This window comes from Pseudarthrobacter raffinosi (assembly GCF_023913835.1).
Taxonomy (GTDB): domain Bacteria; phylum Actinomycetota; class Actinomycetes; order Actinomycetales; family Micrococcaceae; genus Arthrobacter; species Arthrobacter raffinosi.
The window spans coordinates 21545-46389 of the sequence record NZ_JAMXBG010000005.1 but is presented as its reverse complement, the minus strand read 5'-3'; the positions used below and the strand labels follow the sequence as shown (position 1 = coordinate 46389).

18 protein-coding genes and 1 pseudogene are annotated in these 24845 nt (G+C 66.4%); 9 read left to right on the top strand and 10 right to left on the bottom strand.

Annotated features, from left to right (window positions below):
- Positions 1–71: 71 nt before the first annotated feature.
- Complete coding sequence (locus NG697_RS06460; RefSeq protein WP_252613829.1) at positions 72–1112, bottom strand: o-succinylbenzoate synthase; 1041 nt, start codon at positions 1110–1112, stop codon at positions 72–74.
- Positions 1113–1261: 149 nt separating this feature from the next.
- Here NG697_RS06460 and NG697_RS06455 point away from each other — a divergent pair, with 149 nt between their 5' ends.
- On the top strand, positions 1262–2971 hold the full coding sequence (locus tag NG697_RS06455) for a multicopper oxidase family protein (protein WP_252613828.1): 1710 nt from the start codon (positions 1262–1264) through the stop codon (positions 2969–2971).
- A 1-nt stretch (position 2972) separates the two neighbouring features.
- Positions 2973–3746 carry a hypothetical protein gene (locus tag NG697_RS06450; protein WP_252613827.1) on the top strand — a complete coding sequence of 258 codons (774 nt, stop codon included), beginning with the start codon at positions 2973–2975 and terminating at the stop codon, positions 3744–3746.
- Positions 3747–4037: 291 nt separating this feature from the next.
- Here NG697_RS06450 and NG697_RS06445 read toward each other — a convergent pair whose 3' ends face one another.
- Positions 4038–9212 carry a peroxidase family protein gene (locus NG697_RS06445; protein WP_252613826.1) on the bottom strand — a complete coding sequence of 1725 codons (5175 nt, stop codon included), beginning with the start codon at positions 9210–9212 and terminating at the stop codon, positions 4038–4040.
- 359 nt (positions 9213–9571) lie between these two features.
- On the opposite strand from NG697_RS06445, the gene NG697_RS06440 reads away from it, so the two are divergent.
- Entirely contained in the window at positions 9572–10798 is a 1227-nt protein-coding gene (locus NG697_RS06440) for a BTAD domain-containing putative transcriptional regulator (RefSeq protein ID WP_252613825.1), read from the top strand.
- Between the two features lie 121 nt (positions 10799–10919).
- Here NG697_RS06440 and NG697_RS06435 read toward each other — a convergent pair whose 3' ends face one another.
- Entirely contained in the window at positions 10920–11333 is a 414-nt protein-coding gene (locus tag NG697_RS06435) for an Hpt domain-containing protein (RefSeq protein WP_252613824.1), read from the bottom strand.
- Positions 11334–11522: 189 nt separating this feature from the next.
- Here NG697_RS06435 and NG697_RS06430 point away from each other — a divergent pair, with 189 nt between their 5' ends.
- From NG697_RS06430 to NG697_RS06415, 4 genes are all read left to right on the top strand, one after another.
- A complete protein-coding gene (locus NG697_RS06430) occupies positions 11523–11855 on the top strand; it encodes an ArsR/SmtB family transcription factor (protein ID WP_252598552.1) in 333 nt (110 codons plus the stop codon).
- A 13-nt stretch (positions 11856–11868) separates the two neighbouring features.
- Positions 11869–12375 (top strand): SRPBCC family protein, encoded by a 507-nt coding sequence (locus NG697_RS06425; RefSeq protein WP_252598553.1) that lies wholly within the window; start codon positions 11869–11871, stop codon positions 12373–12375.
- Positions 12376–12513: 138 nt separating this feature from the next.
- A complete protein-coding gene (locus tag NG697_RS06420; protein WP_252598554.1) occupies positions 12514–13704 on the top strand; it encodes an MFS transporter in 1191 nt (396 codons plus the stop codon).
- A 139-nt stretch (positions 13705–13843) separates the two neighbouring features.
- Positions 13844–14929, top strand: a complete 1086-nt coding sequence (locus NG697_RS06415) for a LacI family DNA-binding transcriptional regulator (RefSeq protein WP_252608358.1) — start codon at positions 13844–13846, stop codon at positions 14927–14929.
- A 66-nt stretch (positions 14930–14995) separates the two neighbouring features.
- Here NG697_RS06415 and NG697_RS06410 read toward each other — a convergent pair whose 3' ends face one another.
- The 4 genes from NG697_RS06410 to NG697_RS06395 are packed head-to-tail and all read right to left on the bottom strand — an operon-like array spanning position 14996 to position 19813.
- Positions 14996–16510: a glycoside hydrolase family 32 protein gene (locus NG697_RS06410; RefSeq protein ID WP_252608357.1), complete on the bottom strand. Its 1515-nt coding sequence runs from the start codon at positions 16508–16510 to the stop codon at positions 14996–14998.
- Positions 16511–16536: 26 nt separating this feature from the next.
- A complete protein-coding gene (locus NG697_RS06405) occupies positions 16537–17418 on the bottom strand; it encodes a carbohydrate ABC transporter permease (protein WP_252608355.1) in 882 nt (293 codons plus the stop codon).
- Positions 17419–17426: 8 nt separating this feature from the next.
- Positions 17427–18395, bottom strand: coding sequence for a carbohydrate ABC transporter permease (locus NG697_RS06400; protein WP_252613823.1), 969 nt, complete (start codon positions 18393–18395; stop codon positions 17427–17429).
- Positions 18392–19813, bottom strand: a complete 1422-nt coding sequence (locus tag NG697_RS06395; protein WP_252613822.1) for an extracellular solute-binding protein — start codon at positions 19811–19813, stop codon at positions 18392–18394. Before NG697_RS06395 ends, NG697_RS06400 begins: the two co-directional genes overlap by 4 nt.
- 210 nt (positions 19814–20023) lie before the next feature.
- Here NG697_RS06395 and NG697_RS06390 point away from each other — a divergent pair, with 210 nt between their 5' ends.
- Complete coding sequence (locus NG697_RS06390) at positions 20024–20932, top strand: phosphatase PAP2 family protein (protein ID WP_252613820.1); 909 nt, start codon at positions 20024–20026, stop codon at positions 20930–20932.
- A 41-nt stretch (positions 20933–20973) separates the two neighbouring features.
- Here NG697_RS06390 and NG697_RS06385 read toward each other — a convergent pair whose 3' ends face one another.
- From NG697_RS06385 to NG697_RS06375, 3 genes and pseudogenes are all read right to left on the bottom strand, one after another.
- On the bottom strand, positions 20974–21735 hold the full coding sequence (locus tag NG697_RS06385; protein WP_252598561.1) for an ABC transporter permease: 762 nt from the start codon (positions 21733–21735) through the stop codon (positions 20974–20976).
- Positions 21732–22293: pseudogene (locus tag NG697_RS06380) on the bottom strand (ATP-binding cassette domain-containing protein). Before NG697_RS06380 ends, NG697_RS06385 begins: the two are co-directional and overlap by 4 nt.
- Before the next feature lie 27 nt (positions 22294–22320).
- The gene (locus tag NG697_RS06375; RefSeq protein WP_252613813.1) at positions 22321–22686 is read right to left on the bottom strand and encodes a DUF1048 domain-containing protein; all 366 of its coding nucleotides are present in this window, start codon (positions 22684–22686) and stop codon (positions 22321–22323) included.
- Between the two features lie 171 nt (positions 22687–22857).
- On the opposite strand from NG697_RS06375, the gene NG697_RS06370 reads away from it, so the two are divergent.
- Entirely contained in the window at positions 22858–24840 is a 1983-nt protein-coding gene (locus NG697_RS06370) for an APC family permease (protein ID WP_252613812.1), read from the top strand.
- The last annotated feature ends 5 nt before the right edge of the window (positions 24841–24845 follow it).

The following is a 24845-nucleotide window of genomic DNA, read 5'->3' as shown; positions in this document are numbered from 1 at the left end:
CCTGCAGGGATGTGAGAGAGCGTTGCCCAAAAACCCGCGTTAAGTGAGAGAGCGTCCGTAAGAAACCCGCGTTAAGTGAGAGAGCGACAGGGGGCGAGGAGGGCGTGGACCCTGGCGAGCCGGGCCAGCCACCAGTCGCGGCGTTCCGCGGAAGCCGCATACTGCTCCAGCAGCCCGGCGTCGGCGGCGACGTCGCGGAGGCGGATGGCGCCGTCGTCGGCCACTAGCGGATCCAGCGTGATATCCGAGGCGAACAGCGACACCGTCCCCAGCCCGCACGCGTACGGCAGTTCGGGGAGGGCAGCGGCCAGAGCCAGCCCGGCGCGGATGCCCACGGACGTGTCCAGCGCGGAACTGACAACGGCGGGGAGCCCGGCCTGCGCCACGATGTCCAGCGCGCGCCGCACTCCCCCGAGCGGCGCGACCTTGACAACCAGCAGATCCGCCGCGCCGGCCCGCGCCACCTTAAGGGGATCGGATTCCTTGCGCACGCTTTCGTCGGCGGCGATCAGCACCGGCGTCCCGGCGGCGCGCAGCTGCCGCCGTACCTCGGCGAGCCCCTCAATTGTGGGCACCGGCTGCTCGGCATATTCAAGTCCGACGGCGGCGAGCCGGGTGAGTGCCGACACTGCAAAGGGCACGTCCCAGCCGCCGTTGGCGTCGACGCGGATGGCGGCGTCGGGCAGGGCTGCGCGGACGGCGGCGACACGGGCGGCGTCGTCGTCGAGCGTCTGCCCGTGCTCGGCCACCTTGATCTTGACGGCGTCCACCCGGCCGAACCGGGCCAGGACCTCCGGCACCCGGTCCGCGGAAACGGCAGGAACGGTGGCGTTGACCGGGATCACCGAACGGACGGGTGCAGGGAAGCCGTGCCAGCCGGCCTCGATGGTGGCGGCGAGCCAGCGGGAGGCCTCGGCGTCGGCGTATTCGGGGAACGGGCAGAACTCGCCCCAGCCGTGCGGCCCGCGCAGCAGCAGCGTTTCGCGTTCCATGATGCCGCGGAACTTCACCCGCATGGGCAGGCTCACCACATGCGCGGTGGCGAGCAGTTCGTCCAAGGAGGGACGGTTCGGGAACCCGTTCCGGGGCTGGCGTGCTGGGTCGGCGGGCATGATTTCACTCTACCGGCCGCCTCTGACGGTAATGCGGGCGACCACTCCCTTGGCAGGGGCCTCCGGGGTTGGCCACTCCAGCCTTTTTACAAGTTGCGCGGCGCATGATCTGAGCAGGGTTGAGCAGCCACTCACCATGAGGAGAGGTCATGACATCTCGCAGGGAAGTTCTAAAACTGGGCGGAGCGCTTGGGGCATTCAGCCTCGTGGGCATGAAGGGGGCCCCGCTCACCCTTCCTTCGTCCACCACGCCGCCCTCCACGCCGCCCATCACGACGAGCCAGCTCGCGCCCCAAAACACCCCGGTTCCGTACGCCGGGGTCTTCCGGCGGCCGCCGGTGCTGGAGCCTTACGAAACCGGCTTCGACGACGGCGACCCCAACCGCCCGTATGCCAAGTACGCGCTGACGCAGAAGCTTGGACAAGCCCAGTTTGTGCCGGGGCTCACCACCACGCTCGCCGGGTACAACGGTATTTTCCCCGCCCCTACCATCCGGGCCCTCCAGGGGACCCGGACCGAGGTGCGGATCCGCAATGACTTCCCGGCGCTGGGCCTGCTGCATCCCATGGCCTTCCATACCGTTACCCACCTCCACGGCTCGGCGTCGCTGCCGCAATACGACGGGTACGCCAATGACACCACTCCACCGGGATACGTCAAGAACTACCACTACCCCAACTGGCAAACCGGGCGGACACTCTGGTACCACGACCACAAGCACCACGTGACGGCCCAGAACGTGTACTCCGGGCTGGCCGGCTTCTACCCCCTGTCCGATAAGTTCGAGCGCGCCCAGCTGCCGCAGGGTGAGTTCGACGTGCCGCTGATGATTTCGGATGCCCTGTTCAATGCTGACGGCTCGTTCGGCTACAACGACAACGACCACGACGGCTTGTGGGGCGACATCGTCATGGTCAACGGGGTGCCGTGGCCAACCATGAAAGTGAAGCCGCGCATCTACCGTTTCCGGGTCCTCGTGGCCTCGATTACCCGTTCGTACCGGCCCACCCTCTCCACCGGAGAGCCGGTTTACATCGTCGGCACCGACGGCGGTATGACGCCCAAGGTCCAGGCGGTGCAGTCGTGGCGGCAGGGCACCGCGGAACGCTACGAGATCCTCATCGACTTCCGGAAGTACAAAGTGGGGCAAAAGATCCAGTTGCGGAACCTCAGCAACAAGAACAACGAGGATTTTGCCAATACGGACAAAATCATGCAGTTCGAGGTAGTGCGCAACTCCGGCTCGGGGAAGGGAGGCATCTCCTCGATTCCCAAGACGCTCGACGACGGCGGGTCGCCGAATGCGGCCCGCGGCGGACTGCCCACCATGAGCCTGACGCCGGAGATGGCTGTGGCCAAGCGGGAGCTCAGGGTGGAGCGGGAGAACGGGGAATGGACCATCAACGGGGTTACGTGGGCCGATGTGGAAAGTTCAGGGTTCACTAAGCTGTTCGGCAACCCGCAGCCTTTTGACGTTGAGCAGTGGACCATCACCAACGGATCCGGCGGGTGGTTCCACCCTGTCCACATCCATCTGGTCGATGCCAAGATCATCGCCCGCAACACCAACGGCGGGAAACCGTTCGCGTGGGAGGGGGGGCCCAAGGATGTCTTCTATGCGGGTGAGAACGAGTCCATCACCTTACTCACGCAGTTCGACACCGGAGCCCAGGCGGGCGGACGCTACATGGTGCACTGCCATAACCTGGTGCACGAGGACCACGACATGATGGTGCAGTTCTCCGTGGGCGATCCGCGGAACAACGATCCCATCACCTCCGACCCCTCCGTTCCGGACACCCTGCCAGCGAACCATTTCATCCCGCGCTACCAGCCGGGTTACCCGGCGGGTACGTGAGATGAAGGCGGCTGCTGTTGCCGTCTCGGTGGTTCTGGCCTCTTCACTGTTGGCCGGCTGCACTGCCGGAGCGCCACCCGGTTCTCCTTCCGACCCGTCCGGCGCGGTCCTGACGTCCGGTTCGGGTTCCGAGCTGGGGAACGGCCGGCCCCAGGTGAGCTACGACGGGCTGATGGTCCGGCGCCGTATTGTGGTGGCCATCCACCCGGCCCCGGACGCGGATCTGGTTACGCTCAGTGCAGCGCTCTCCTCTGCTGCCGGCAGCCTGGGGCTGGCCGTGTCCCCTATCTCACCGGATGTCCTGGGCGCCAACGTGCTGCAACACACGGTGCCAGAGCTTATTGTTGCCCTGCCCAGTGATGCCACCATCGATGATGGCGGCGAACTGGTTAACCTTGCATTCGGCCACGACCTGGCGTTTCCGGGGCTGGACCACGTTCATGTGGCCCAGGTCCTGGTGCACGACCTCCGGTTCACCGCCAGCTCAGCCAACCCCGGGGCTCTGGCCGAGGCAATCGCGCTGGAAGGCATCCTCGCCGATGCGCTGGGCAACTACGACACCCATGCAAGCGACGGCGAGCTCGAACTGGGCTACACCGGCCCGCTCCTGAGCGACAAGACTGTGGAGGCTGTCCGCCTCGGCGTTGCGCGCGCCGCAGGGAACACCGCCGACGACGTCAAAGTGGCTCCGCGCTCGGGGACAGGAACGGGCGTGGACATGGACAAAGAGCCCGCAGATGCGTCCGTTGCCCGGGAACCGGTACACGGCCATTGATCAGAACAGCACCGCTGCCCGCTAACTAACCACGAAGGGCCAGGCTGGCTGAGGCTGCATCTCAGCCAGCCTGGCCCCTCTTCCATGCCTGGATAAAAATGCCCCCGTTACCTTCCCCGCCGAGGGAGCTGCAGGCAGGGGTGTGCCGGCACAGGGGGCGGCGCAGCAGAGGGAGCTCGGCACCGTGGTGGCGTGCCCCCACAGGCAGCTCCGCACGCACAGCAAAGGGGGTGGCCGCGGGGCCACCCCCTTCACTTGCCAGCTGCAGGTACTAGCTGCGCTTTGCCTTCCCTATCGTGCCACCACGCTGTTCGAGCGGGCGGACTCCGGGCTGGTCCCTACTGCGTTGATGGCCACTACAACGAACCGGTAGTTGTTGTTTGTAAGGGTCATCTCCAGGGTCCTCGCCGTTGCCGGCAGGACGGCGGAGTCCGTCCGTGAGATCACCGTGGCGTTGGCTGCGGCTGAACTCATCCGCAGGGCCGTCACCTTGTAGCCCGTGATCGCAGACCCGCCGGTCGCGGCCGGCGGCGTCCAGTCGATGATGGCTGTTATGGGACCCCTTCTGTCCCCTTGCCTTGCCCTTCCGATCACCGGAGCATCTGGCGTGCCCGGCGTCGTAATTGCAATCGACGGTGCCGAACCCAGGCTGGTTCCGGCCGCGTTCACCGCCCGGACCACGAACGTGTACGCGGTCCCGTTTGCCAGGCCGGTGACCACCTGGCTGGTGGCCGCGTCGGCGAAGGAGACGGTGGTGACCACCGTGGTTCCCGTGCGGACCTCGACTTCGGACCCTGTGATCGGGGATCCTCCGTCACTGGCCGGCGCCGTCCAGGTAACGGTTGCCGAGGCGACACCCGCGCTGGCTGTGACTCCGGTCGGGGCATCGGGCACCGAGGGCGCCGGTGTGACCGCGTTGGATTCCGCGGACAGCGGCCCTGCGCCGAACTGGTTCACCGCGCGCACCTGGAGGGTGTACGAGGTGCCGTTGGTCAGTCCGGTTACTGTGGCACTGGTGGCCGAGGCCGCAATGCCGGTGACCGTCTGGACTGCCGCGCCGCCGGTGTTCACGACCACTTCGAAGCCCGTGATCGCCGAGGACCCGTTGGGCGCCGGGGCCGTAAACGTCACCGTCGCGGAGCTGTTGCCTGCGGTCGCCGAGCCGATGGCCGGCGCATCAGGCACCTGCACTGTGACCACCTGATCGGTGAACTGCAGCCGCTCGATGTTCCGCAGCGTGTCGATCCCGTCGCTGGCCCGCTGGCCAGCCACATTGGCGCCGGTCTGGGTGACCGTCAGCTTGGCCAGTTCGGTTGCCGTTGCGGGGGTGGCAACGATCGTGTAGTTCGACAGCGGTCCCGAGAAGACCGCGGTGTCGGTGCCGCCGGTGCCTTCCAGGATCTCGCGGACTGCCACGATGTTGCCCGGGTTCACGGTTCCCGCGAACACGGCTTCCTGGAGGGTGGCACCGGTGAGGTTACCGTCTCCGTCCCGCAGGTACTGCGTGGTCATTCCGGCCGCGCTGCCAACCTCGGAGAGCCGGTTGTTCGCGTCCGTGCGGACGCTGAGCCGGACGCTGAGGTACCTGTCGCCGTCGATGATGTCATCGGCGCCCCGTCCCTCGATCAGGTCGCTGCCACCGCCGCCGAGGAGGACGTTGCCATCGCCCCAGACGTTGCTGTCGGGGACCAGTAGCGGGCAGTTCTTGGATGCCGACGCCGCGATGACGGTGTTCGCCGGAGTGCTGAGCGCCGGTACCAGTGGGTCAAGGCCCGCGATGCGGTCAAGGCCCGCCTGGTCCAGCACGTCGCATCCGATGAATCCGGCGCCGCCGACGGCGCTGGGAACCACGTCGTCGCCACGCAGGACGTCATTGAGGTTCGCGCCTGAGAGTGCCTCCACCTCGTTGAACTTGTCCCGGACTCCCACCTGCAGGATGTCCAGCGGCGGGATCGGGAGGTTCAGGTCGGCATCCTGTGCCTGTGGATCCTGAAGACCGATCTCCCAGTCGTATCCCGAGGCTCCGGCGACCTTCTCGACGCCGGGTCCTGCGAGGCCGACGTCGTCGCCGCCTTCCATGTCGTAGTCGTCGTCACCGCCCTGGCCGATCAGGATGTCGTGTCCGGGCTTTTGGGAGTCGTCCAGGAAGAACAGGTTGCTGCTGTCCCCGATCATGAGGTCAGGTTGGTCCCCGCCCTCTTCCCAATCGTCGCCGCTGTCACCGAACGCGGCATCGATGCCTTGACCGAGCATGATGAAGTCGTCACCAGTTCCACCGAAGGTCTCGTTGGCATTGGCTCCACCGTTCGTGAAGTCTTTGCCATCGCCGCCCATGATGATGTCCAGGCCCGGGCCGGCGTCGATCGCGTCGTTTCCGGGACCGCCCTTGTGCACGTCGTCGCCGGCGAGGTCGGTGATGATGTCTTCGCCTTCGCCGCCGAGTGCGACGTCGGCTCCGTCACCACCTTCGATGATGTCGTTGCTGGCACCACCCCAGAAGGTGTCGCTGTCGTTTCCACCGAAGATGCGGTCCACGCCGGCAGTGCCGTTGTAGACGCTCTGTCCGTTGATCCCGGAGGGGTCTACGGTGTTCCTCGCGCGGTACTTGATCGTACCGTCGGGCATGCGGATCAGCAGGGCGGCCTCATCGCAGTCTGAGTCCGGGTCATCCGCTACGGTGTTGCCGGAGGCCGCAAAGCCGTCGGTGGTGCCCGCAAGCTTCTTCAGTTCAAACTTGCAGTCCGCCGTGGCGAACGAGTCGGCCTTCAGGGTGTGCACGTTCGTGTTGCGCATCATCAGCTCGGCGAACGAGTTACCCTCCAGCGCACTGCGCAGGTTCATGCCCGGCGTGCGCGCCAGGTAATACAGGCGGTCGCCGTTCTGCAGGTCCGTCAGCTGGTTCTCGAAGACGTAGTTGAACGTGCTTCCAAGCAGGCCACCGAAAACAACGGTCTGCTCCGCGAGACCGCCGACCCAAAGGTCCACGTTGTCCAGGCCGGTGATCGACTGGGTGCCGTTGTTGGCCCAGGCGTCCGTGCTGTTCATGAACGCAGCAGCATCAGTGGGAGCAACGTCCCCGGTGTTGGGGTTGACGATCAGCCGTGCAGCCTCCCGCTTGCCCGCCAACGTCGTAGGGCCGGTGATGGACGGGTGCTGGCCGTAGGCCGCGACGAAGTTTACGAGCGACTCCGGGTGCTTGAGGTTCTCTCCGAAGTCGATCCAGTTGATGTAGGGCTTCAGCTGGCCGTCATTCGTTGAGTTGAACAGGTCCCGGCGAAGGACGTTCAACCGCGGAATTCCTTCGGAGCGTGCCCGTGTCATGTTGATCGTCGGAAGGTCCAGAGGCAGACCCAGCAGGTTGTTGCGGAGCGTTTCCGTCACGAACTCATCGAGCTCGTTACCGGCCTGGTCCGACATACCCATGATGATGCTGCCCGCAGCCTCCTCAGAGGTGAGCGAACCTGCAGGGCCGCCGTTGGTGTACTCCGGCGGGTTGAGGAAACCCTCGAGCAAGGAGATGTCGTTCTGACTCCCCAAGATGTCGTCGGAGGTGCCGAACTGGTCGTCGGGACCGGGGCTGTCCTCGTTCCTGCGGGAGATTGTCTCGGTCAGCATGGAGTGACCGAAGCGGTACACGGCGTGGGCGAATTCAGCCTTGACCGCGGGGTTGAGCTCGGTCTGAGTGAACGCAAACGGCTCGAAGGGGTTGATCGCAGGTTGAATCTTGCGGGCGAACTCCTCGAAGACCAGGTGCTGGTACTCCATTTCGGTGATGAACCGTGCCGCCTGGAACAGGCGCTCACCGTTCCAGCCGTTGGCGCCGGCGACCGCCTGCCATTCGGCCAGGGCCGCCGTGCCGCTCGCGGAAGTATCGGTGGTCAGCACGTTCTTGATGTCGCCGACGAGCCGGTCGTGTTCCGAGTGGAATATCTGGTGGATGGCGGTCAGTCCGATATTCTCGTTGACCCGCCCATCACCGGCGACGAAGTGCGCGTTGAGCATCTCGTCGTCGTACGTACCAAGCGGCTGGCTGGCGAAATCGGCAGATGCCACGTTGTCAGCATCCGGGGCCGGCGCGACCGGGGCCGTGCCCGGGTTGTGGTCCGTGTCCTGAGGGCTCGGGTCCGCGTTGTGCGCGATGTCGGTCAGGAACGGCGTGTCGAAGTACTTCACATCCGCCGGAACCGGCACGGGGTTGGCTTTGTCACCCTCGATCAGGCCCGCACCCGTCACGTACTGCGGCAGTCCGCGCAAGGGGCCGGGGAGGAACTTGCCGTAGGGGTCCGCGGCGATCATCGGGATGTTCGTGGCGTCCTTGTCTTCGAGCTTGAGACCAAGCAAGGTCTCCGCCTGGGACTTGGTCGTGGCCCAGGTAGCCATGCCGCCCGCCGTTGGACCAGCCGGACCGCCGAGGAGCTTGCCCGTTGAGACCGGCTTGCCGTCGGCGTTGTTGACGTACTCGCGCACGAATACCTGGTGCGACGAGTGCGAGGTGTAGGTCTGGCTCTGGTCAACCAAGGGCGAGTCCGTGTTGGTCGCATTCTGGATATCGTCAGCACTTTCGTCCGCAGGAGTCGCGGGGTTGTCGCCTGTGGTGCCGTCCGGACCGGGCTGGTTCTTACCTCGGGTCAGGACCATGAACTGCAGGTGCGGCGGCAGGTCGTCCCCGTTGCCCAGGACGTGGTCCGGGCCCGCGATCAGTGGATCGTCGTCCTTCAGCGGCACAAACACCGTGCCTCCGCCCTTGACGGTCTGATCCACGCCGTGGTCAAAGAACTGTCCGAACAGGGTGAACATCGAATTGTAGGGCGGCGAGAGGCCGACGTCCGTGGTCACGTTCGGGATGAAAAGGGTCTGGTGCGACGGCACGCAGCCCGCAGGATCTTCGACGACCGGCGGCGTGGCCGAGGGATCTGGATCCGTCGTGCACGGGACGATGCCCTCGTTGCCCTGCGACCTGACCGGGTTACCGGCCGCTGCCACCGCGGCCGGGTTGGTTGAGGTCTGGTCCACGATCAGGTTGCTGATTACGCGGGGCTCGGAGTCGAAAACGGAGCCCTTCTTCTGCGCGTACGAGGTCGGCTGGGAAGGGCCGAACGCGGGAGGTGAGTCCTCGGCACTCTTGAATACCGGCGTGGTCAGGCGTGGGAACGTCTGGTCGGCCGCGCCGAACGTCTCCTGGCCGGGCACAAGGTTGTTGCATGACCCGTCGACCGTCCGCAGCCCCTGGGAAACGAGGGGGCTCGCGATCTGATCAGGACCGGTGCCGATCATGGTGTCACACGGGTGCTCCGGCGACAGCGTTGCAGCGTGCGCCTCGGCGATTTTGATCTGTTTCAGGATGAACGCCAGGTCGGAGGGGCTCACCGTGAACCCCTGGCCAACCGGAGCCGTTTCGGCGTTGGCTGCAACGATGGGCAATCCCATGCCGACGGGCATGACCATTGCCGCGATGGCTGCGATCATCCGGACCCGTGCCGGCCGGACTCTTGCTGAGCGGGCGACGGCGTGCCGGCCTTGTCTGGGTGGGAAGGTGCTGTGTTCAGTGCTTGGGGATGCGGGCGCCTTGCCATCGGCCTGGCCCAAGGGCATCCAACTAAAGGGTCTCATGACATGCCTGCCGTTAGGAGGGATGGAATGACGTCATCGTGCACCGGACACCTTGCAACAACCTTGTTGGCTGCAATGACACCGGACTCCACATCCATTCGCCGGACAAAACAAGTAGCTGCTACCAACCTCAAACAGGTAGCCCCTACTCGTGTCCCCCGCCAGCAAGACAGTCACACTTGAGCAAACTTCGCAACTGAATCGCAGGTTCACCCATGAACTCAGTAGAGCTGGCAGTTTCAGATGACACGATGCCATCCGTCCTCACAGGGCCGGGCCCCGGCCGACTCGATGCGAGAATCATCGGTCCGCTCCGGATCCAGCGCGGGGATGCGGTCCTCGGATACGGGGAGCTGGGCGGCCCCAAGCCCCGGCAAATCCTCGAACTCCTCTTGTTGAACCTCGGCGCACCCGTTTCCAAGGACCGCCTGATCGACATCCTCTGGGCCGGGCAGGCCCCGCCGGAGGCGCTCCCCACCCTGGAAAGCTATGTCAGTGTGCTGCGGCGTCATCTGCAGCCCGGGATGGGCAAGGACGGCCCCCTGCGGACGGTAACCGGCGGCTACATGCTGGACAGGTCGCTGGTGGACCTGGATCTGGACCGCTTCGAGGCCCTGGTGCGCAGGGCCGAATCCGCAGTGCCGCGGCGCGCGATTGTGCTGCTCCAGGAGGCTCTTGGCCTGGCTTCGGCTCCACTGCTGGGCGATGAACTGTTGCCATCCTGGGCCGAGGGCGAGCGAACCCGCCATGCTGCCCGCGTCTTCCATGCCCGGATTCTGGCGGCGGAGTCTGCCCTGGCCGTGGGAAGAACCCGGCTGGCCGCTGCCTGGGCCAGGGAGGCCGTCGCGGATGATCCCCTCAGCGAGCAGGCCTGGACGGCTCTTGTCCTCGGCCTGGAGCAAGGTGGCCAGCCCACGGAGGCCTTGCGTGCGTTCGAACGGTGCAGGCGGACCATGGACCGGGAAATGGGCTGTGCGCCTGGTCCCGTCTTGAGGTCCATTTACGCCAGGCTTCTTGAGTCCACGGCCAACACCGCCATGCCCGTGTCAGCGTCCACCCCCGACTCACAAAAGATTCGAGTCATGACCATCAACCGCCACCGGACGTTCACCGAGCTGCTTGCCGTCGCCCTGGACCGGGAACCGGACATGCTCAGTGTGGGAACTGCTGACTCGGCGCAATCGGGCGTTGACCTGGTCCGCGAACTGGCGCCCGACGTCGTCATCCTTGACAACCTCCTGCGCGACGACGACGGCATGGCTGCCGCGCTCAGCATTCGTGCTGCTGCGCCCCGCACCCGCATCGTGATGCTGGCCCCGACTTCGGGGGTGCAACGGCAAGCAGCCGCTGCGGGCATCTACGCGTTGCTGCCTCAGGACGGCTCACTGGCCATGTTGTTGAACGCCGTCCGGCGAAAGACCAGTGATGTCCAGGGACGCTGATTGACCAGTCCGGCATAGTAAGCTCCATGGCCGTCCACCACGGCGGCCATCGAGTTGCGCATCAGTTGTCGCTTGATGACGCGACCAGTGCCGATTGGCACGCCAGTCGAACGCAGCGGTGTCACTTCCCGCCCGGCTTGGAATGAAGATATCTCTGCAGCAGATACCTGGTCTGCCGGGCGCAGCGCTTGATCTGGGTGAGGTGGTCCGCTGCCAACCGGGGCAGGACCCGGGCGGGTTCAGAGTCGAGGGTCTCGTGTCGAAGGGACCGTTCCAGGTCCATGGCAAGCCCGGCGAGGCGCTCCGCGCCTACCATCTGGCTGGAAGTCTTGAGGCTGAGGACAGCGTCCATTGCGCCGGCCAGGTCCCCGGTGGTCAGGGTCAGACGCAGCTTTTCAGTCCTCTGGGGCAGATAGTCGATGAAGTTCCGCACGAACACCGTCCAAACTCCCTCATCGTCCTCGAGCTCTGTCCGCAGCCTGTCCAGGACATCCGGATCCAGGAGGGGAAGGGCATTGCCCTCGTCCGGCGCCATTGCTGTCCTTCCTGCCCCCAGAAGCGGTGTACCGATGGACGTCTCGCAGGTCCCCCATACGACGCTATGCGGCCGGGGATGCCGAAAGCATCAGTAGTAGGTACTCGACTTTTCAACTCATTGGCACTGCGTGGCAGATGAGCTGTCCGTCCCTTCCAGTGCATATCCATATGGGTATACAATCGCCGTATGGCACGGGCAGCAACAACGGCAGATACGTTCAACGCGGTGGCTGAGCCCCGCCGTCGGGAAATCCTGGACGCCCTCACTCAAGGCGAGCGCCCGGTCAACGAGCTGGTGACCCTTTTGGGCCTGGCGCAGCCGCACGTGTCACGGCACTTGCGGGTGCTGCGCGAGGTGGGCGCCGTCGTCGTGCGTGACGAAGGCCGGCAGCGGCTCTACCGGCTCAATCCGCAAGCGCTCAAGCCCATCTACGACTGGGTGGCCAGCTACCAGCACCTCTGGGAGGAGCGCTTCGATCTTCTCGAGGACGTGCTGGAGGATCTCAAGGAAGAGCACTGAAAGGAGCAGGACAATGGCACAGGCAAGCGGCAGCACCATGGATGTGACGTTCCCCAGCGACACGGAAATCCTGATCACGCGGACCCTCAACGCACCCCCGCACCTCGTCTACCGGGCCTGGACCACGCCGGAACTCGTCAAGAAATGGTGGCCCGGACGGCGTGGCGAGATGACTGTGGCGGCCATGGACTTCCGGGTCGGCGGCGCGTGGCGATACGTCATGGTGGCGCACGGCGAATTCGAGGTGGCCTTCCACGGCATATACCGCGAGATTGTGCCCAACGAGCGGATCGTCCACACGGAGGTCATGGAGATGCCGGGCACCGCGCCGGACAGCGAGGAAGGCGCCGTGCTTAATACGGTCACCTTTGACGGGGCCGACGGCGGCGCCACCACCGTGCGGATCCGCACCGATGCGGGGAGCGAGGAAGTCCGGGACATGATTGCGCAGTCCGGCATGGAAAGCGGCGTGCGCGAGCAGTTCGAGATCATCGAGGAGCTGGCGGCGTCCCTCACCTGAGCTTCCTCCGGCCCAACTGAGTAGCTCCAACTGTCGTTTTCAGAGTCCATTACGACACTTGGCGCTCCTCAGTTCGGCTGTTGTTACGCTTTGCGGTGTGATTTCCCTAAAGCAGGCGCCCTGTCTCGAAGTGCGCGCGTGAGCGCCGCGGCACAGGTGGTCAACGCCCGGGCGTCCACCGTTCCCCTGTACGCGGCCGGCTTCGTCACCGCGTTCGGCGCCCACAGCATCGCCGCTGGCATGGGCGCGCAGAGCGAGAACATCGGCCTGACGCTGCTCAACCTGGGCATCCTGCTGGCCCTCTATGACGTTTCCGAGGTCTTCCTCAAGCCGGTCTTCGGCGCCCTGAGCGACCGGATCGGAACCAAGCCTGTCATCGTCGGCGGCCTCCTGGCCTTCGCGGTGCTGTCGCTGATCGGCCTCTGGGCGGCGGATCCGCTGATGCTTGGACTCGCGCGGCTGGGGCAGGGCGCGGCGGCTTCGGCGTTCTCGCCGGCGTCGTCCGCGATGGTTGCGCGGCTGGCGGCGGGGACGAAGGCCGGGACCTACTTCGGCCGGTATGGTTCGTGGAAAAGCCTGGGGTACGTCATCGGTCCGCTGCTGGGGGCGGGACTGATCCTGGCGGGCGGGTTTGCCCTGCTGTTCGGCGCGCTCTCGGTGCTGGCGGCGGCCACCGCCGTGTGGGTGCTGGTGTCTGTTCCGCACCTGGCGCCGCTCCCCCGGCAGCGTTACACCGTGCTCGATCTCGCCCGCCAGGTCACCGAGCGGCGCTTCCTGGTGCCCACGCTGGTGCTGGCGGCCTCGACCGGGGCGCTCGGCGCGGCGATCGGATTCATTCCCGCTCTCGCCACGCGACACGGCCTTGGCCCGGTTGCCGGCACGGCCGCGGTCAGTGTCCTGGCCATCACGTCGGTGCTCACCCAGCCCTGGATCGGCAGGCTGCGGGACGCGCACCGCATCAGCGATAACAAAGGGACGACGGCGGGACTCCTCCTTACCGCCGCGGGCGTCGCACTCATCGCCCTCACCCCGGGTCCGGTCACGCTGTTCATTGCCGCGGCAGCCATTGGCGCGGGCGTCGGCCTGGCCACGCCGCTCGGCTTCGCGCATCTGGCCGACACCACGCCGCCGGAGCGGATGGGCCGGACCATGGGTTCGGCAGAACTTGGCCGGGAACTCGGTGACGCTGGCGGGCCGCTGCTGGTGGGCGGCATCGCCACCCTCACCGCCCTGCCATTTGGCCTCGGGGCCCTGGCATTGCTGGTCGCGGCGGCCAGCCTGCCGCGCCTGCCTGAAGCGCACCTCCCGAACCCGCCCCGGCCCAAGTAGGTAGCGCTATCTGTCGTTTTGACCCCTCAAAACGACAGATAGCGCTACTCAGTTGGGGGAAAGCGCCCCCCGCGTCCGGGCACACCTCACACGCGTTAGGTAGACTGCAGGAAATACCGTACGCGGGAGGAAACCCAGCATGAACCGCAAAGCCACAGCGCTCGACGTCGCCAAGCTCGCCGGAGTTTCCCGCAGCGCGGTGTCGCTGGTCCTGAACGGGCGCGGCGACGGGAATGTGGCCAAGGAGAGCCAGGTCCGGATCCGGGAAGCGGCGGCCACGCTGAACTACACGCCCAACGCCATTGCCGTGAGCCTGCGCAACCGCCGGTCGCGGATCATCGGGATCGTCTCGGACCAGGTGGTCACCAGCCCGTTCGACGGCAATATCATCGCCGGCGCGGACGCCGTGGCCAGGTCCCAGGGTTTTGTCACCGTGGTGATGGATACGGAGCTGGACGAGACCCGTGACGAAAGTGCGGTGGCAACGCTGCTGGACCGCCAGGTGGACGGGCTGATGTACGTCACCGTGGGCCTGCGCCCCCTGCACGTCCCGCTCAACATGCTGCGCGTGCCGTCGGTGCTGGCCAACTGCTTCGATGACCGTCCCGAGGCAGGCGTTCCGGCCGTCATTCCGGATGAGGTCCGCGGCGGCCGGGAGGCGGCAACGCATCTGCTGGAGCTTGGCCACCGGGACATCGCGTTCCTCGCCGGTGACGGCCTCACGCCCGCCGCGCCGCGCCGGATCCAGGGCCATCGGGATGCCTTTGAGGCCGCCGGGTTGCCGGTGCGGCCGGCCCGGATCCTCGAAGCTGGCTGGGACATCGATGCCGGGTTCCATGGCGCCATGAAGCTCCTGGACGGCGTGGCTGCGCCGGACCGGCCCACCGCGATCGTGTGCGCGAACGACCGCCTGGCCATCGGCGTGGTGCTCGCGGCCAACCGGCTGGGCCTGGCCATCCCGCAGGACCTCTCGATCATGGGGTACGACGACGAATTCCGCATCGCCTCCACCATGGTCCCGGCGCTCACCACAATGGCCCTCCCGCTGCGGGAGATGGGGGCCGCTGCCATGACCGGGCTCCTCCGGGAACTGTCGGAGGAACCGGAGGACAACGACAATGACGGCGGCGCCCCGGCCGGACACGACGTGCCAGCCCAGACGCTGGTCCCGTGCCGGCTCGTGGTGCGCGAGTCAACCGGCACGGTCCCCGCCGGCCAGGTCTGACCCCCGGCACCGACCCCGGCCCGGCGAACAGTGCCGGAGTCCTTTAGGAACCCGGCGCTATTCAGGCTACTTAGGCTGTGCCAGCTGCCAGACGTCCGCAGCCGCGGCCTCGGGAAGCCGCAGCACCCACCGCTCGCCGGGCGCCGGATAGGCGCGCAGCGTGGTGGCCACCGAACCGCTCCGGTACACCTCCACCAGCGACGCGTCCACAAACACCCGCAGCTCCTCCCCCGCAGCCAGAGGCCCGCTGAAGACCACTTGCCCCGCCTCGGTTGAACCATCGGCCACCAGGGAAAGTTCGACGACGTCGTCCGCGGCCAGCGCGCCCGGCCCACCGGAGCGGGCGGTCACCACAGCCTCGGCATACGCCGGCAGCTCAACGCTCCCGGCAGCCTGCGCAGCCAGCTGCGCTCCGCGGTAGGCATCCACCTCCGGCGCCGGTGCCACGGCCAGGGAACCGTCCACCACGGACAGCAGGCGCGGGTGCGTGAGCACACCGGCCCAGCCCGCGGCGTCGATCTCGGCCTGGCTGCGGCCCCGGCGGCCGTCCCGTCCCGGTCCTTCATTGGCCCAGCCCCACAGCAGGCCCTTGGGCTCCGCGAGGGCAGCAAGGGCAGAGGAAGAAACAGGATCACCGGGAGCGCCGGCGCCGGCACCGTCCTGCAGCTGCACGATCTGCGGCGCGTAGAAGTCGCGGCCCAGGTCGGACTTTCCGCCGGTCTCCGGGGAAAATACCGGCAGCCCGGTGGCGGGGTCCTCGGCCAGGGAGCCGATGAGGTGGCCAACGCCGTTGGCGTGCTCGTGGTCATCGCCGGACAGCCACAGGGAGAACATCATGACCCACGCGTCGTCGGAAGAAGCGTCGCTGCCGGACCCGGATTCAAGGGATTCAGCGGAGGACACGGACGGCACGCGCACCAGCTGCGGGCACTCCCAGATCTCGGCCGGCGTCCGGGCAGCTGCGACCGGGTTTTCCGACGTGAGCCAGATGCCCTGGTACTTCCAGTCAGCCAGGTCCTCCACCGTGTAGAGCAGGAGCGCCGCGTGGCCGGAGGCCAGACCCGCGCCCTGCATGGCGTAGCGCTTGCCGTTGAATCGGAAGATGAAGGGGTCGCGGACGGCCGTGACCATGGGGTCGGCCGGCATGGACGCCGCGACGTGCCCATCCTGGGTCCAGGAAACAAGGTCCGCCGAACCGCGGGAGATGACCACCTGCGAGTGGCCGCCGTCGCCGCGGACACCGGAGTACGCGGCGGTGGGGACACCGCCGTCGTCCGTCACCACACCGGTCCAGCAGCCGTACTCGTCCGGCCCGCCGTCCTGCGGGCGCAGCGCCACGGGGTGTTCCTCCCAGCGGACCAGGTCCGCGGAGCTGATGTGGCCCCACGCGATCTTGTGGTGCCGGGCGGACGCGGGGTTGTACTGGAAGAAGACGTGGTACCGGCCGTTGAGGTGGCTGATGCCGTTGGGGTCGTTGATCCAGCCCTGGGCGGGGCGGGGGTGGAAGTGCGGGAACGCTGGGTCGGGGTGGGCGGCGGCCAGGCGGGCGAAGTCGGCGGCGGCGAGGTCCGGGGATGACATGGAAGTAAGCCTCTCAGAAGTTGGGATTATTTGCCGCTGCCGGCGGTGAGGCCGTCCTGCAGCGCGCGCTGGCCGAAGATGAAGACCACCAGGGCGGGGATCATGGACAGGACCACGCCGGCCAGCACTACGGAGATGCTCCCGGTGCCCAGGTTGCCCTGGAGGGAGACGAGGCCCAGCGGCAGGGTGAAGTTCTGTTCTGAGATGGTCATGATGAGCGGCCGGAAGAACTCGTTCCAGTGGAAATTGAAGGCCAGGATGCCCACGATCGCCATCCCCGGAATGGCCAGCGGGGCGTAGACCGAGCGGAAGGTCCGCCATGGCGATGCGCCGTCGATCGACGCCGCTTCCGCGAGGTCGGTGGGCAGCCCCATGAAGTACTGCCGCATCAGGAAGGTGCCGAACGCCGTCGGGATGGCCGGCAGGATCAGCGCCAGGAGGGTGTCCGAGAGCCCCATGCCTCGGATCAGCATAAACACCGGCACGATGGTCACCTGCACCGGCACCATCATTGTGGCCAGCACGATGGAGAACAGGGCCCCGCGGCCGCGGAACTTCAGGTTGGCGAAGGCGTAGCCGGCCATCGCGGCGGTGACCATCTGCCCCACGGCGATGAGTCCGGTGACCAGGGCGCTGTTCAGCACCAGGAGGACGATGTCCAGCTGCTGGAAGACCTGCGCGTAGGACGTGAAGTCCGGATTCCAGGGGAAGAACGACGGCGGCAGCTTGAACGATTCCGACGGCGACCGCAGCGAGGTGGACAGGGTCCACATCACCGGGCCCAGGGTCAGGACGGCCGCGATCATCAGCAGGACAATGCGGAGGACCAGGTTCCAGTTCGGCTTCCGCCGGGACCGGGCAGGCACGGCAGGGGTGCGGGTGGATACACGCTCTGTAGTGGTAGTCATGGCGGGCCTTACTGGTAGAAGACGAATGGTTTGCTGAGCCGGAACTGCGCGGCGGTGATGGCCATGATGATCAGGGTCAGGATCACGCCGATGGCCGAAGCCTCGCCGAATTCCAGGCGCTGGAACGCGGATTCGAAGATCACCATCACGGCGGTGCGGGTGGAGTCCCCGGGCCCGCCGCGGGTCAGGACGTACGGCTGGTCGAACACCTGGAGGGCGCTGATGATGGCCATCACGGACGCCAGCAGGGTGGTGGGGCTGAGCAGCGGCAGGGTGACGTAGACGTGCTTGCGCCAGCCGGTGGCGCCGTCCAGCGCGGCCGCCTCATAGGTTTCCACGGGGATCGACGCCAGCCCGCCGATGAACAGCAGGAAGGAGAACCCGAAGTTCTGCCACACGTAGACCAGGATGACGACGGCGGCGGACCCGCCGGGGGTGGTCAGCCACGGCACCGCGGGGATGCCGGCGAGGGACAGGAACCAGTTGACCACGCCGAACTGCTCGTTGAAGAGGTACCGCATAAAGATGGACACGGAGGCGGCGGAGAGGATCAGCGGGAAGAAGAACGCCGAGCGGAAGAAGGTCCGCAGCCAGGACGGCATCTTCTCCTGCACCATCACGGCCAGCGCCAAGGCCAGGCCGAGCTGGAATGCCACCGCCACAATCACAAACACAATGGTGTTCAGGAAGGACACCCGGACCGTGGGATCCTGGACCACTTCGGCGAAGTTGTCGAAGCCCACGAACGTCGGGGCGGAGATGATGTCCCAGCGGAAGAACGCCAGGACCACCGACGCCGCGATGGGCACCAGCGTGAACAGGCCCATGCCCAGGATGGTGGGGGCCAGGAAGATCCAGGCCAGCCAGCGCTGGCTGTGCCGTCCGGACGCGGTCTGGGAAGCGGCGGGCGCGCCCCCGGGCGGAGCCGGCTTGACGGCCTGCTTTGGCCGCTCCCGGCGAGGGATGGTGGTGCTCATGACTGCCTCCTCAGGGCCCGTTCAAGATCGCGCTGCATGGACTCGAGGGCCTGCTTGAGCTGGCGCTCATCGCCGCTGACGGCCAGCGAAACGTTCTTCATCAGGGCCGTTTCGACGGCGGCCTGCTGGGGCGGCGCCGGGATGGGGCCTGTCGTGGGGTACTTGTCCAGCGTGTCGTAGAAGACCTTCCAATGCGCCGGGCCCTTACCCGCGTACAGCGCCTCGTTGACCATGGAGCGGCGGGCCGGGGTGGTTATCGGGTTGGGGAAAATCAGCTCCATGGCCTCGCGGCTGGCACTGAACTTGATCCACTCCCAGGCGGCGTCCTTGTCCTTGGCGGTTTTCATGATGGCGTAGCCGGCCGTGCCGAACTGGTGCCGCTGGCTCCGCCACTTGGGGAAGAACTGGACGTCGTAGTCGTTCTCCTTCATGCCGGCCTCGTGGAGGCCCTGGACCCAGTAGCCGCCGGCCGGCGTGGTGCCGATCCGGTTGGAGGCGAAGAGCCCCACCAGGGAACTGCCGCCGCCTTCCTCGGGCCGGACGCCGAGGCCGTCCTTGACCAGGCCGCGGAGGTAGTCGAAGGTCTCGAAGACGCGCGGGTCATCGGCGTTGGGTTCCAGCCACTGGTAGCCGCCGGAGCGCAGGTTGCGGGAGGGATCGTTGGCGTAGAAGGAGTCCCAGAGCCAGTCCCCGCCGGTGGACCGGGTCTCCTTCAGGAAGCTGGTGTCGTTGGCGTAGAGCCAGGGCACCACGCCGCCGAAGAGCCGGTTGGTCCAGTAGTACGGGGTGAAGTCCGACGGCCGGGCCTTGCGCATCGCGGCGAGGCTGTTGCGGAAGTCCACGTGGGTCCAGTCGTCCGCAGGACGGTCCAGCCCCGCCTGCGCGAAGGCGGTGGTGTTGTAGTACATGTTGGCGGCGTTCCAGTCCATGGGGAGTTGGAACAGGCTGCCCTTGTACATAAAGGCCTCCACCAGGCTGGGGTGGACGTCGGCGAAGAACTCGGCCATGTCCGCGGCATCGCGGCGCAGGTATTCGTCCAGCGGATGGGCCAGCTTGTCCGCGAAGAGCTGCGCGCCTTCAGTGGCGACGTAGACGACGTCGGGCGGGGTGCCGGCGGCCACCATGGTGAGGATCTTGGTGAAGAAGTCTTTCCAGTCCACGGCCTGGATGGCCTGGACCTTGACCCGGATGTCCGGGTGGAGTCGGGTGAACGCGTCGATGGCGCGCTGGCGCGCTGCGGCATCGGCGGCTGTCCCCATGATGGCAATGCTGAGGCTGTTGTCGCCCCGCCCGGGAATATCGGATCCGGAGAGCCGGGGCCACGATGCCACCGTTGCTCCCACAATTCCTGCTCCCAGGGCACCCAGGGCGGTCCGGCGCGAGAATTCACGCAGAGGGCCAGTTGTGGCACCGGTCATATCAATTTCCTTCCTAACACGTGTGAGGTAGCTTATGGCGCCGACCTAACACGTGTCAAGTGTCACATTCGGGTTGCCGCGACCCCGCCCAACTAGGTAGCGCTATCTGTCGTTTAGACCCCGCAAAACGACAGATGGCGCTACCTACTTGGGTGCCGGCCGCGAGGCAGCCCTGCGGGTCCTCCCAGTTTTCTGTGACACCCTTAGCCGATGACCATTCCACGCCAGGCACCACCGCGGACCCCGGCCCGACCCTCCCCGGGCTCCGGCTTTATGTTCGCGTTCGCCTGGCTCGCCTGCGTCATCGGCCTGATCTCCACGTATTACTACTTCGTCCAGACCACCACGGGCCAGGTCATCGATGAATCCGCGCTGGTTGAAGCCGTGGACATCCACGGGCCGGCGGGCAAGGCAGCCACCGAGTTCCTGGACTGGCTGCCCACCATTTCGCTGGTGGTGGCCGCCGTCGTGGTCCTGTTTGTCACGGTGATCCGACGGCGGTGGTCTGCTGCCGGGATTGCAGTCACCGCGTGCATCGGCGCGAATATCGCCACGCAGGTCCTTAAGGAAGTGCTGCCCGCCCGCCCGGACAAGGGTGTGGTGACGCTCGAGTTGAACTCGCTGCCGTCCGGTCACACCGCGCTGGCGGCGTCGGCTGCGGCGGCGGTGTTCCTGATGGCCTCGCCGCGGTGGCGTCCGCTGGCCGGTTTTGTGGGCGGCACCTTCGCCATCGCCTCGGGAGTCTCCACCCTGATCAACCAGTGGCACCGCCCGGCCGACGTCGTCGCGGCCTTCCTCCTGGTGGGCGCGTTTATGATCCCCGCCGGCTGGCTGATCATCCGGAACGGCGCGGCGTGGAACGTGTGGGACGGCTTCGACAGTCACGTGGGCTCGGCAAAGATCTGGCTCACGCTGCCGGTGGTGATCGGGCTGGCTTCCGCGGGGGTGGCCGTGTATTCGCTGGCCAGGATCGCCCCGGGGCCGCTCCAGGATGACAGCACCACCAACTACTTCTGGGCCGGAATCTCGCTCATCGTGATCGCCGGGTACCTGGCCACCGTGGCCACCACGTCGCTGTTCGCATATGCCGCACGACGGCGGGACGCGCCAAGGCGCTGACCGCACCAGCCGCGGTCGGCGGACGACGGCGGGGTGGCGCCTTAGATGATCCTGCGCCGGTAGGCGGCCATGGCGAACACGTAGGCGAGTACGAGGATACCGACGCACCAGGCCAGTGCGATCCAGATGTCGTTGCCCACCGGTTGCTGGGCAAACAGGTCCTGGATGGTGTTGACGATCGAGGTGACGGGCTGGTTCTCGGCGAACCATCGGACCGGACCCGGCATGGTTTCCGTCGGGACGAAGGCCGAGCTGATGAACGGCAGGAAGATCAGCGGGTAGGAGAATCCGCCGGCGCCGTCCACGGACTTCGCTGTCAGGCCGGCGATGATTGCCAGCCAGGTGAGTGCCAGGGTGAACAGCGCCAGGATTCCGGCCACAGCGAGCCAGGCCAGGAGGCTTGCCGAGGTGCGGAACCCCATCAGGAGGGCCACCAGCACAATGATCACGAGCGAGAGCCCGTTGGCGACCAGCGACGTCAGGACATGGGCCCACAGCACGGATGATCGTGCGATCGGCATGGACTGGAATCGCTCGAAGATGCCGCTCTGCATATCGGTGAACAACCGAACGGCGGTGTAGGCAATGCCAGACGCAATTGCGATCAGCATGATTCCCGGCAGCAGGTAATTGACGTAGCTGTCCGTGCCCGTGCTGATAGCGCCGCCGAAGACGTACACGAACAGCAGCATGAGGGCGATCGGCGTGATCGCGGTGGTGATGATGGTGTCAACGCTGCGGAAGATGTGACGCATGGAGCGGCCCAGCAGCACGGAGGTGTCTGCAAGGAAATTTGTGCTCATGACCTGTCCTTACTTGCCTCGACCCTGCCGTCGTTCCCCACAAGTGCGAGGAAGACATCCTCCAGGCTCGGTTGCTTTTCGACGTATTCCACCTTCGCCGGTGGAAGGAGTTGCTTCAGCTCGGCGAGCGTGCCGTTCGCGCAGGCTCATGGCGATGTCCAGGCGACGGCGCATGCCGCCGGAATAGGTGGCCACCTTCCGCGAGCCTGCATCGGTGAGGTTGAAGCGCGCCAAAAGCTCATCGACCACCTGGCCGGGGGCTTTCAGATGCCGCAACCTGGCAACCAGCACCAGGCTCTCCCGGCCTGAGAGGATTTCGTCGACGGCGGCGAACTGCCCGGTCAGACTGATGGACTCCCGAACCTGAAGGGCGTCCGTCGCGACGTCGAATCCATACACGGTAGCCGTGCCGGCATCTGCTTTGAGGAGCGTCGACAGGATTTTGACCATGGTGGTCTTGCCCGCCCCGTTGGAGCCGAGGAGCGCGAAGATGCTGCCAGCCGCCACCTCGAAGTCGACGCCGCGCAGGACGTGCAGGTCCTTGTAGGACTTCTCCATGTTCTGCACACGGTTCGCCGGTCCTGGTCATGACTCCGCCCTCTTCGCTTTGTCGACCGCCTCGTTGAGCCGGGCCCGTTCCTTGTCGATCCACCGCTTTCCGCCGTATGCCTGAGCGAAGCTCTCGGCGAACTCGATGGGATCTTCGCCGACGATCTCGCCCACAGGCGTGCCGTCGATGGCGGCGCGTTCCCACAGGTCCGCGAGGTCCGAGAACATCTGCACCATGGTGTCCCCCTCGGTGACCCCGCCGTAGTACATGAAGTACCGGTTGAAGGCCTTCGCCACGGTGAGGTAGGGCTCAGGCAGGGCATCCAGCCGCGCCTTGGCCTGCTTGTACTGCTTCTTCTGCTCGAGCGAGCCGGTCACCAGCTCGATCCATTTCGCTGCCATATCACTTTCCTCCCTTGCGGAGCTCTTCAAGCCGTTCGGAGAGGAAGGCGCCGGCGGCGTTAAGGATGCGTTAAGATCCCGGGTTTCCCCGCTGAGGGCCCTTGGCGCGGTGCTACGCTCCGTTGGTTATTCACCCCAATCCCGCCTGCGCGGGGTAAAGAAAGTAACCCGTTGACTGCACCCACCCGCTTCTCCATTCCCGCCAGCGTCCCCAACCCGGAGCGCGACGGCGGACCCGGGAACAGGCTCACCCGGTGGCTGCTGGAACACACGGTCCATCAGCCGGTGGGTCCGGAAACTGCTGAGGACCACGCACCCACCCAGAGCTGGTGGAAGGTCATGTGCCTCACCGGGGTGGACTACTTTTCCACCCTCTCCTACCTGCCCGGCATCGCCGCCCTCGCCGCCGGGGCGCTCTCCCCGCTGGCCACCCTGCTGATCGTCGGCCTGACCCTGCTGGGCATGCTGCCGATGTACCGGAGGGTGGCGCACGAAAGCCCGCACGGACAGGGATCGGTGGCCATGCTGGAAAAGCTCCTGCCGTTCTGGCGCGGCAAGATCTTTGTGCTCATCCTGCTCGGCTTCGTCGCCACGTCCTGGATCATCACCATCACCCTCTCCGCCGCTGATGCCACCGTCCACATGCTGGAGAACCCCTACCTGCCGCACTTCCTCGACGGCCAGGCGGTTGCCATCACCGTGGTCCTCCTGCTCATTCTGGGCGGCGTGTTCCTGCTCGGCTTCTCCGAAGCGGTGGCCGTCGCCATTCCCCTGGTGGCCATCTTCCTGGTGCTGAATGCCGTCATCATCGGGGTGGGACTGTACGACGCCGTCACCCAGCCGGGTGCCATGGCTGACTGGACCGCTGCGCTCACCTCCTCAGGAACCGGTTTCGGCGACATCGCAGGACCCGCCCTGCTCGCCTTCCCCCTGCTGGTCCTGGGGCTGTCCGGCTTCGAGACCGGCGTCAGCATGATGCCACTGGTCGCGGCGAAGGGCGCCACCGCCGAGGAACGCCTGGCCGCCCGCGTCCGGAACACCCGCAAGCTCCTCACCTCGGCCGCCCTGATCATGAGCGTGTACCTCCTGGGCAGCAGTTTCGTGACGACCGTGCTGATCCCCGCCGAAGCGTTCCAGGCAGGCGGCGAGGCCAACGGCCGCGCCCTGGCCTACCTGGCCCACGAACTGCTGGGCAACGGCTTCGGCTCCGTCTACGACGTCAGCAGCATCCTGATCCTGTGGTTCGCCGGCGCTTCGGCCATGGCCGGACTGATCAACATCGTTCCCCGCTACCTGCCGTCCTACGGCATGGCCCCGGACTGGTCCCGGGCCGTGCGCCCGGTGGTGCTGGTGTACACCGCCATCAGCATCCTGATCACCATCGGTTTCAATGCCGACGTCAACGCCCAGGCCGGCGCGTACGCCACCGGCATCCTGGCCATGATGGTTTCCGGCGCCGTTGCGGTCAGCATCTCCGCCGCCCGCAGCAAGAGGCGGCGCGCCGCCGTCGGCTTCACCATCCTGACCCTGATCCTGCTCTATGCGCTGGGGGCCAACGTCATCGCCAAGCCGGACGGCCTCGCAATATCCGGCTTCTTCATCCTGGGCATCATTGTGGTCTCACTCGTTTCCCGGGTCAGCCGCACCACCGAACTCCGGGTCCACAACATCGAATTCGACGACGAAGCCCGCCGCTTCATCACCGACACCCTGGACTTTGACGGGCGGATAAACTTGATCGCGAACCGCCCGCAGGCCCGCGACGCCGCAGAATACCGTGAGAAGGAAGCCGAGCAGCGGGAGAACAACCCCGTGCCCGGCACCGCCGACGTGATCTTCCTGGAAATCGACGTCACCGACCCCTCGGGATTCAGCGACGTCCTTGAGGTACGCGGAATCGAAGTGGACGGACACCGCGTTCTCCGCGCCGAAAGCCCGGCCGCACCCAACGCCATCGCCGCCATCCTGCTGGCCCTCCGCGACGCCACCGGTGTCCGGCCGCACGCGTACTTCGAGTGGGCAGAAGGCAATCCCCTGGCGCACCTCATGCGCTACCTGTTGCTGGGACGCGGAGACACCGCCCCCGTGGTCCGCGAGATCATCAGGGAAAACGAGCCCGATCCCGCCCGCCGCCCCGGCATCCACGTAGGCTGACGGGC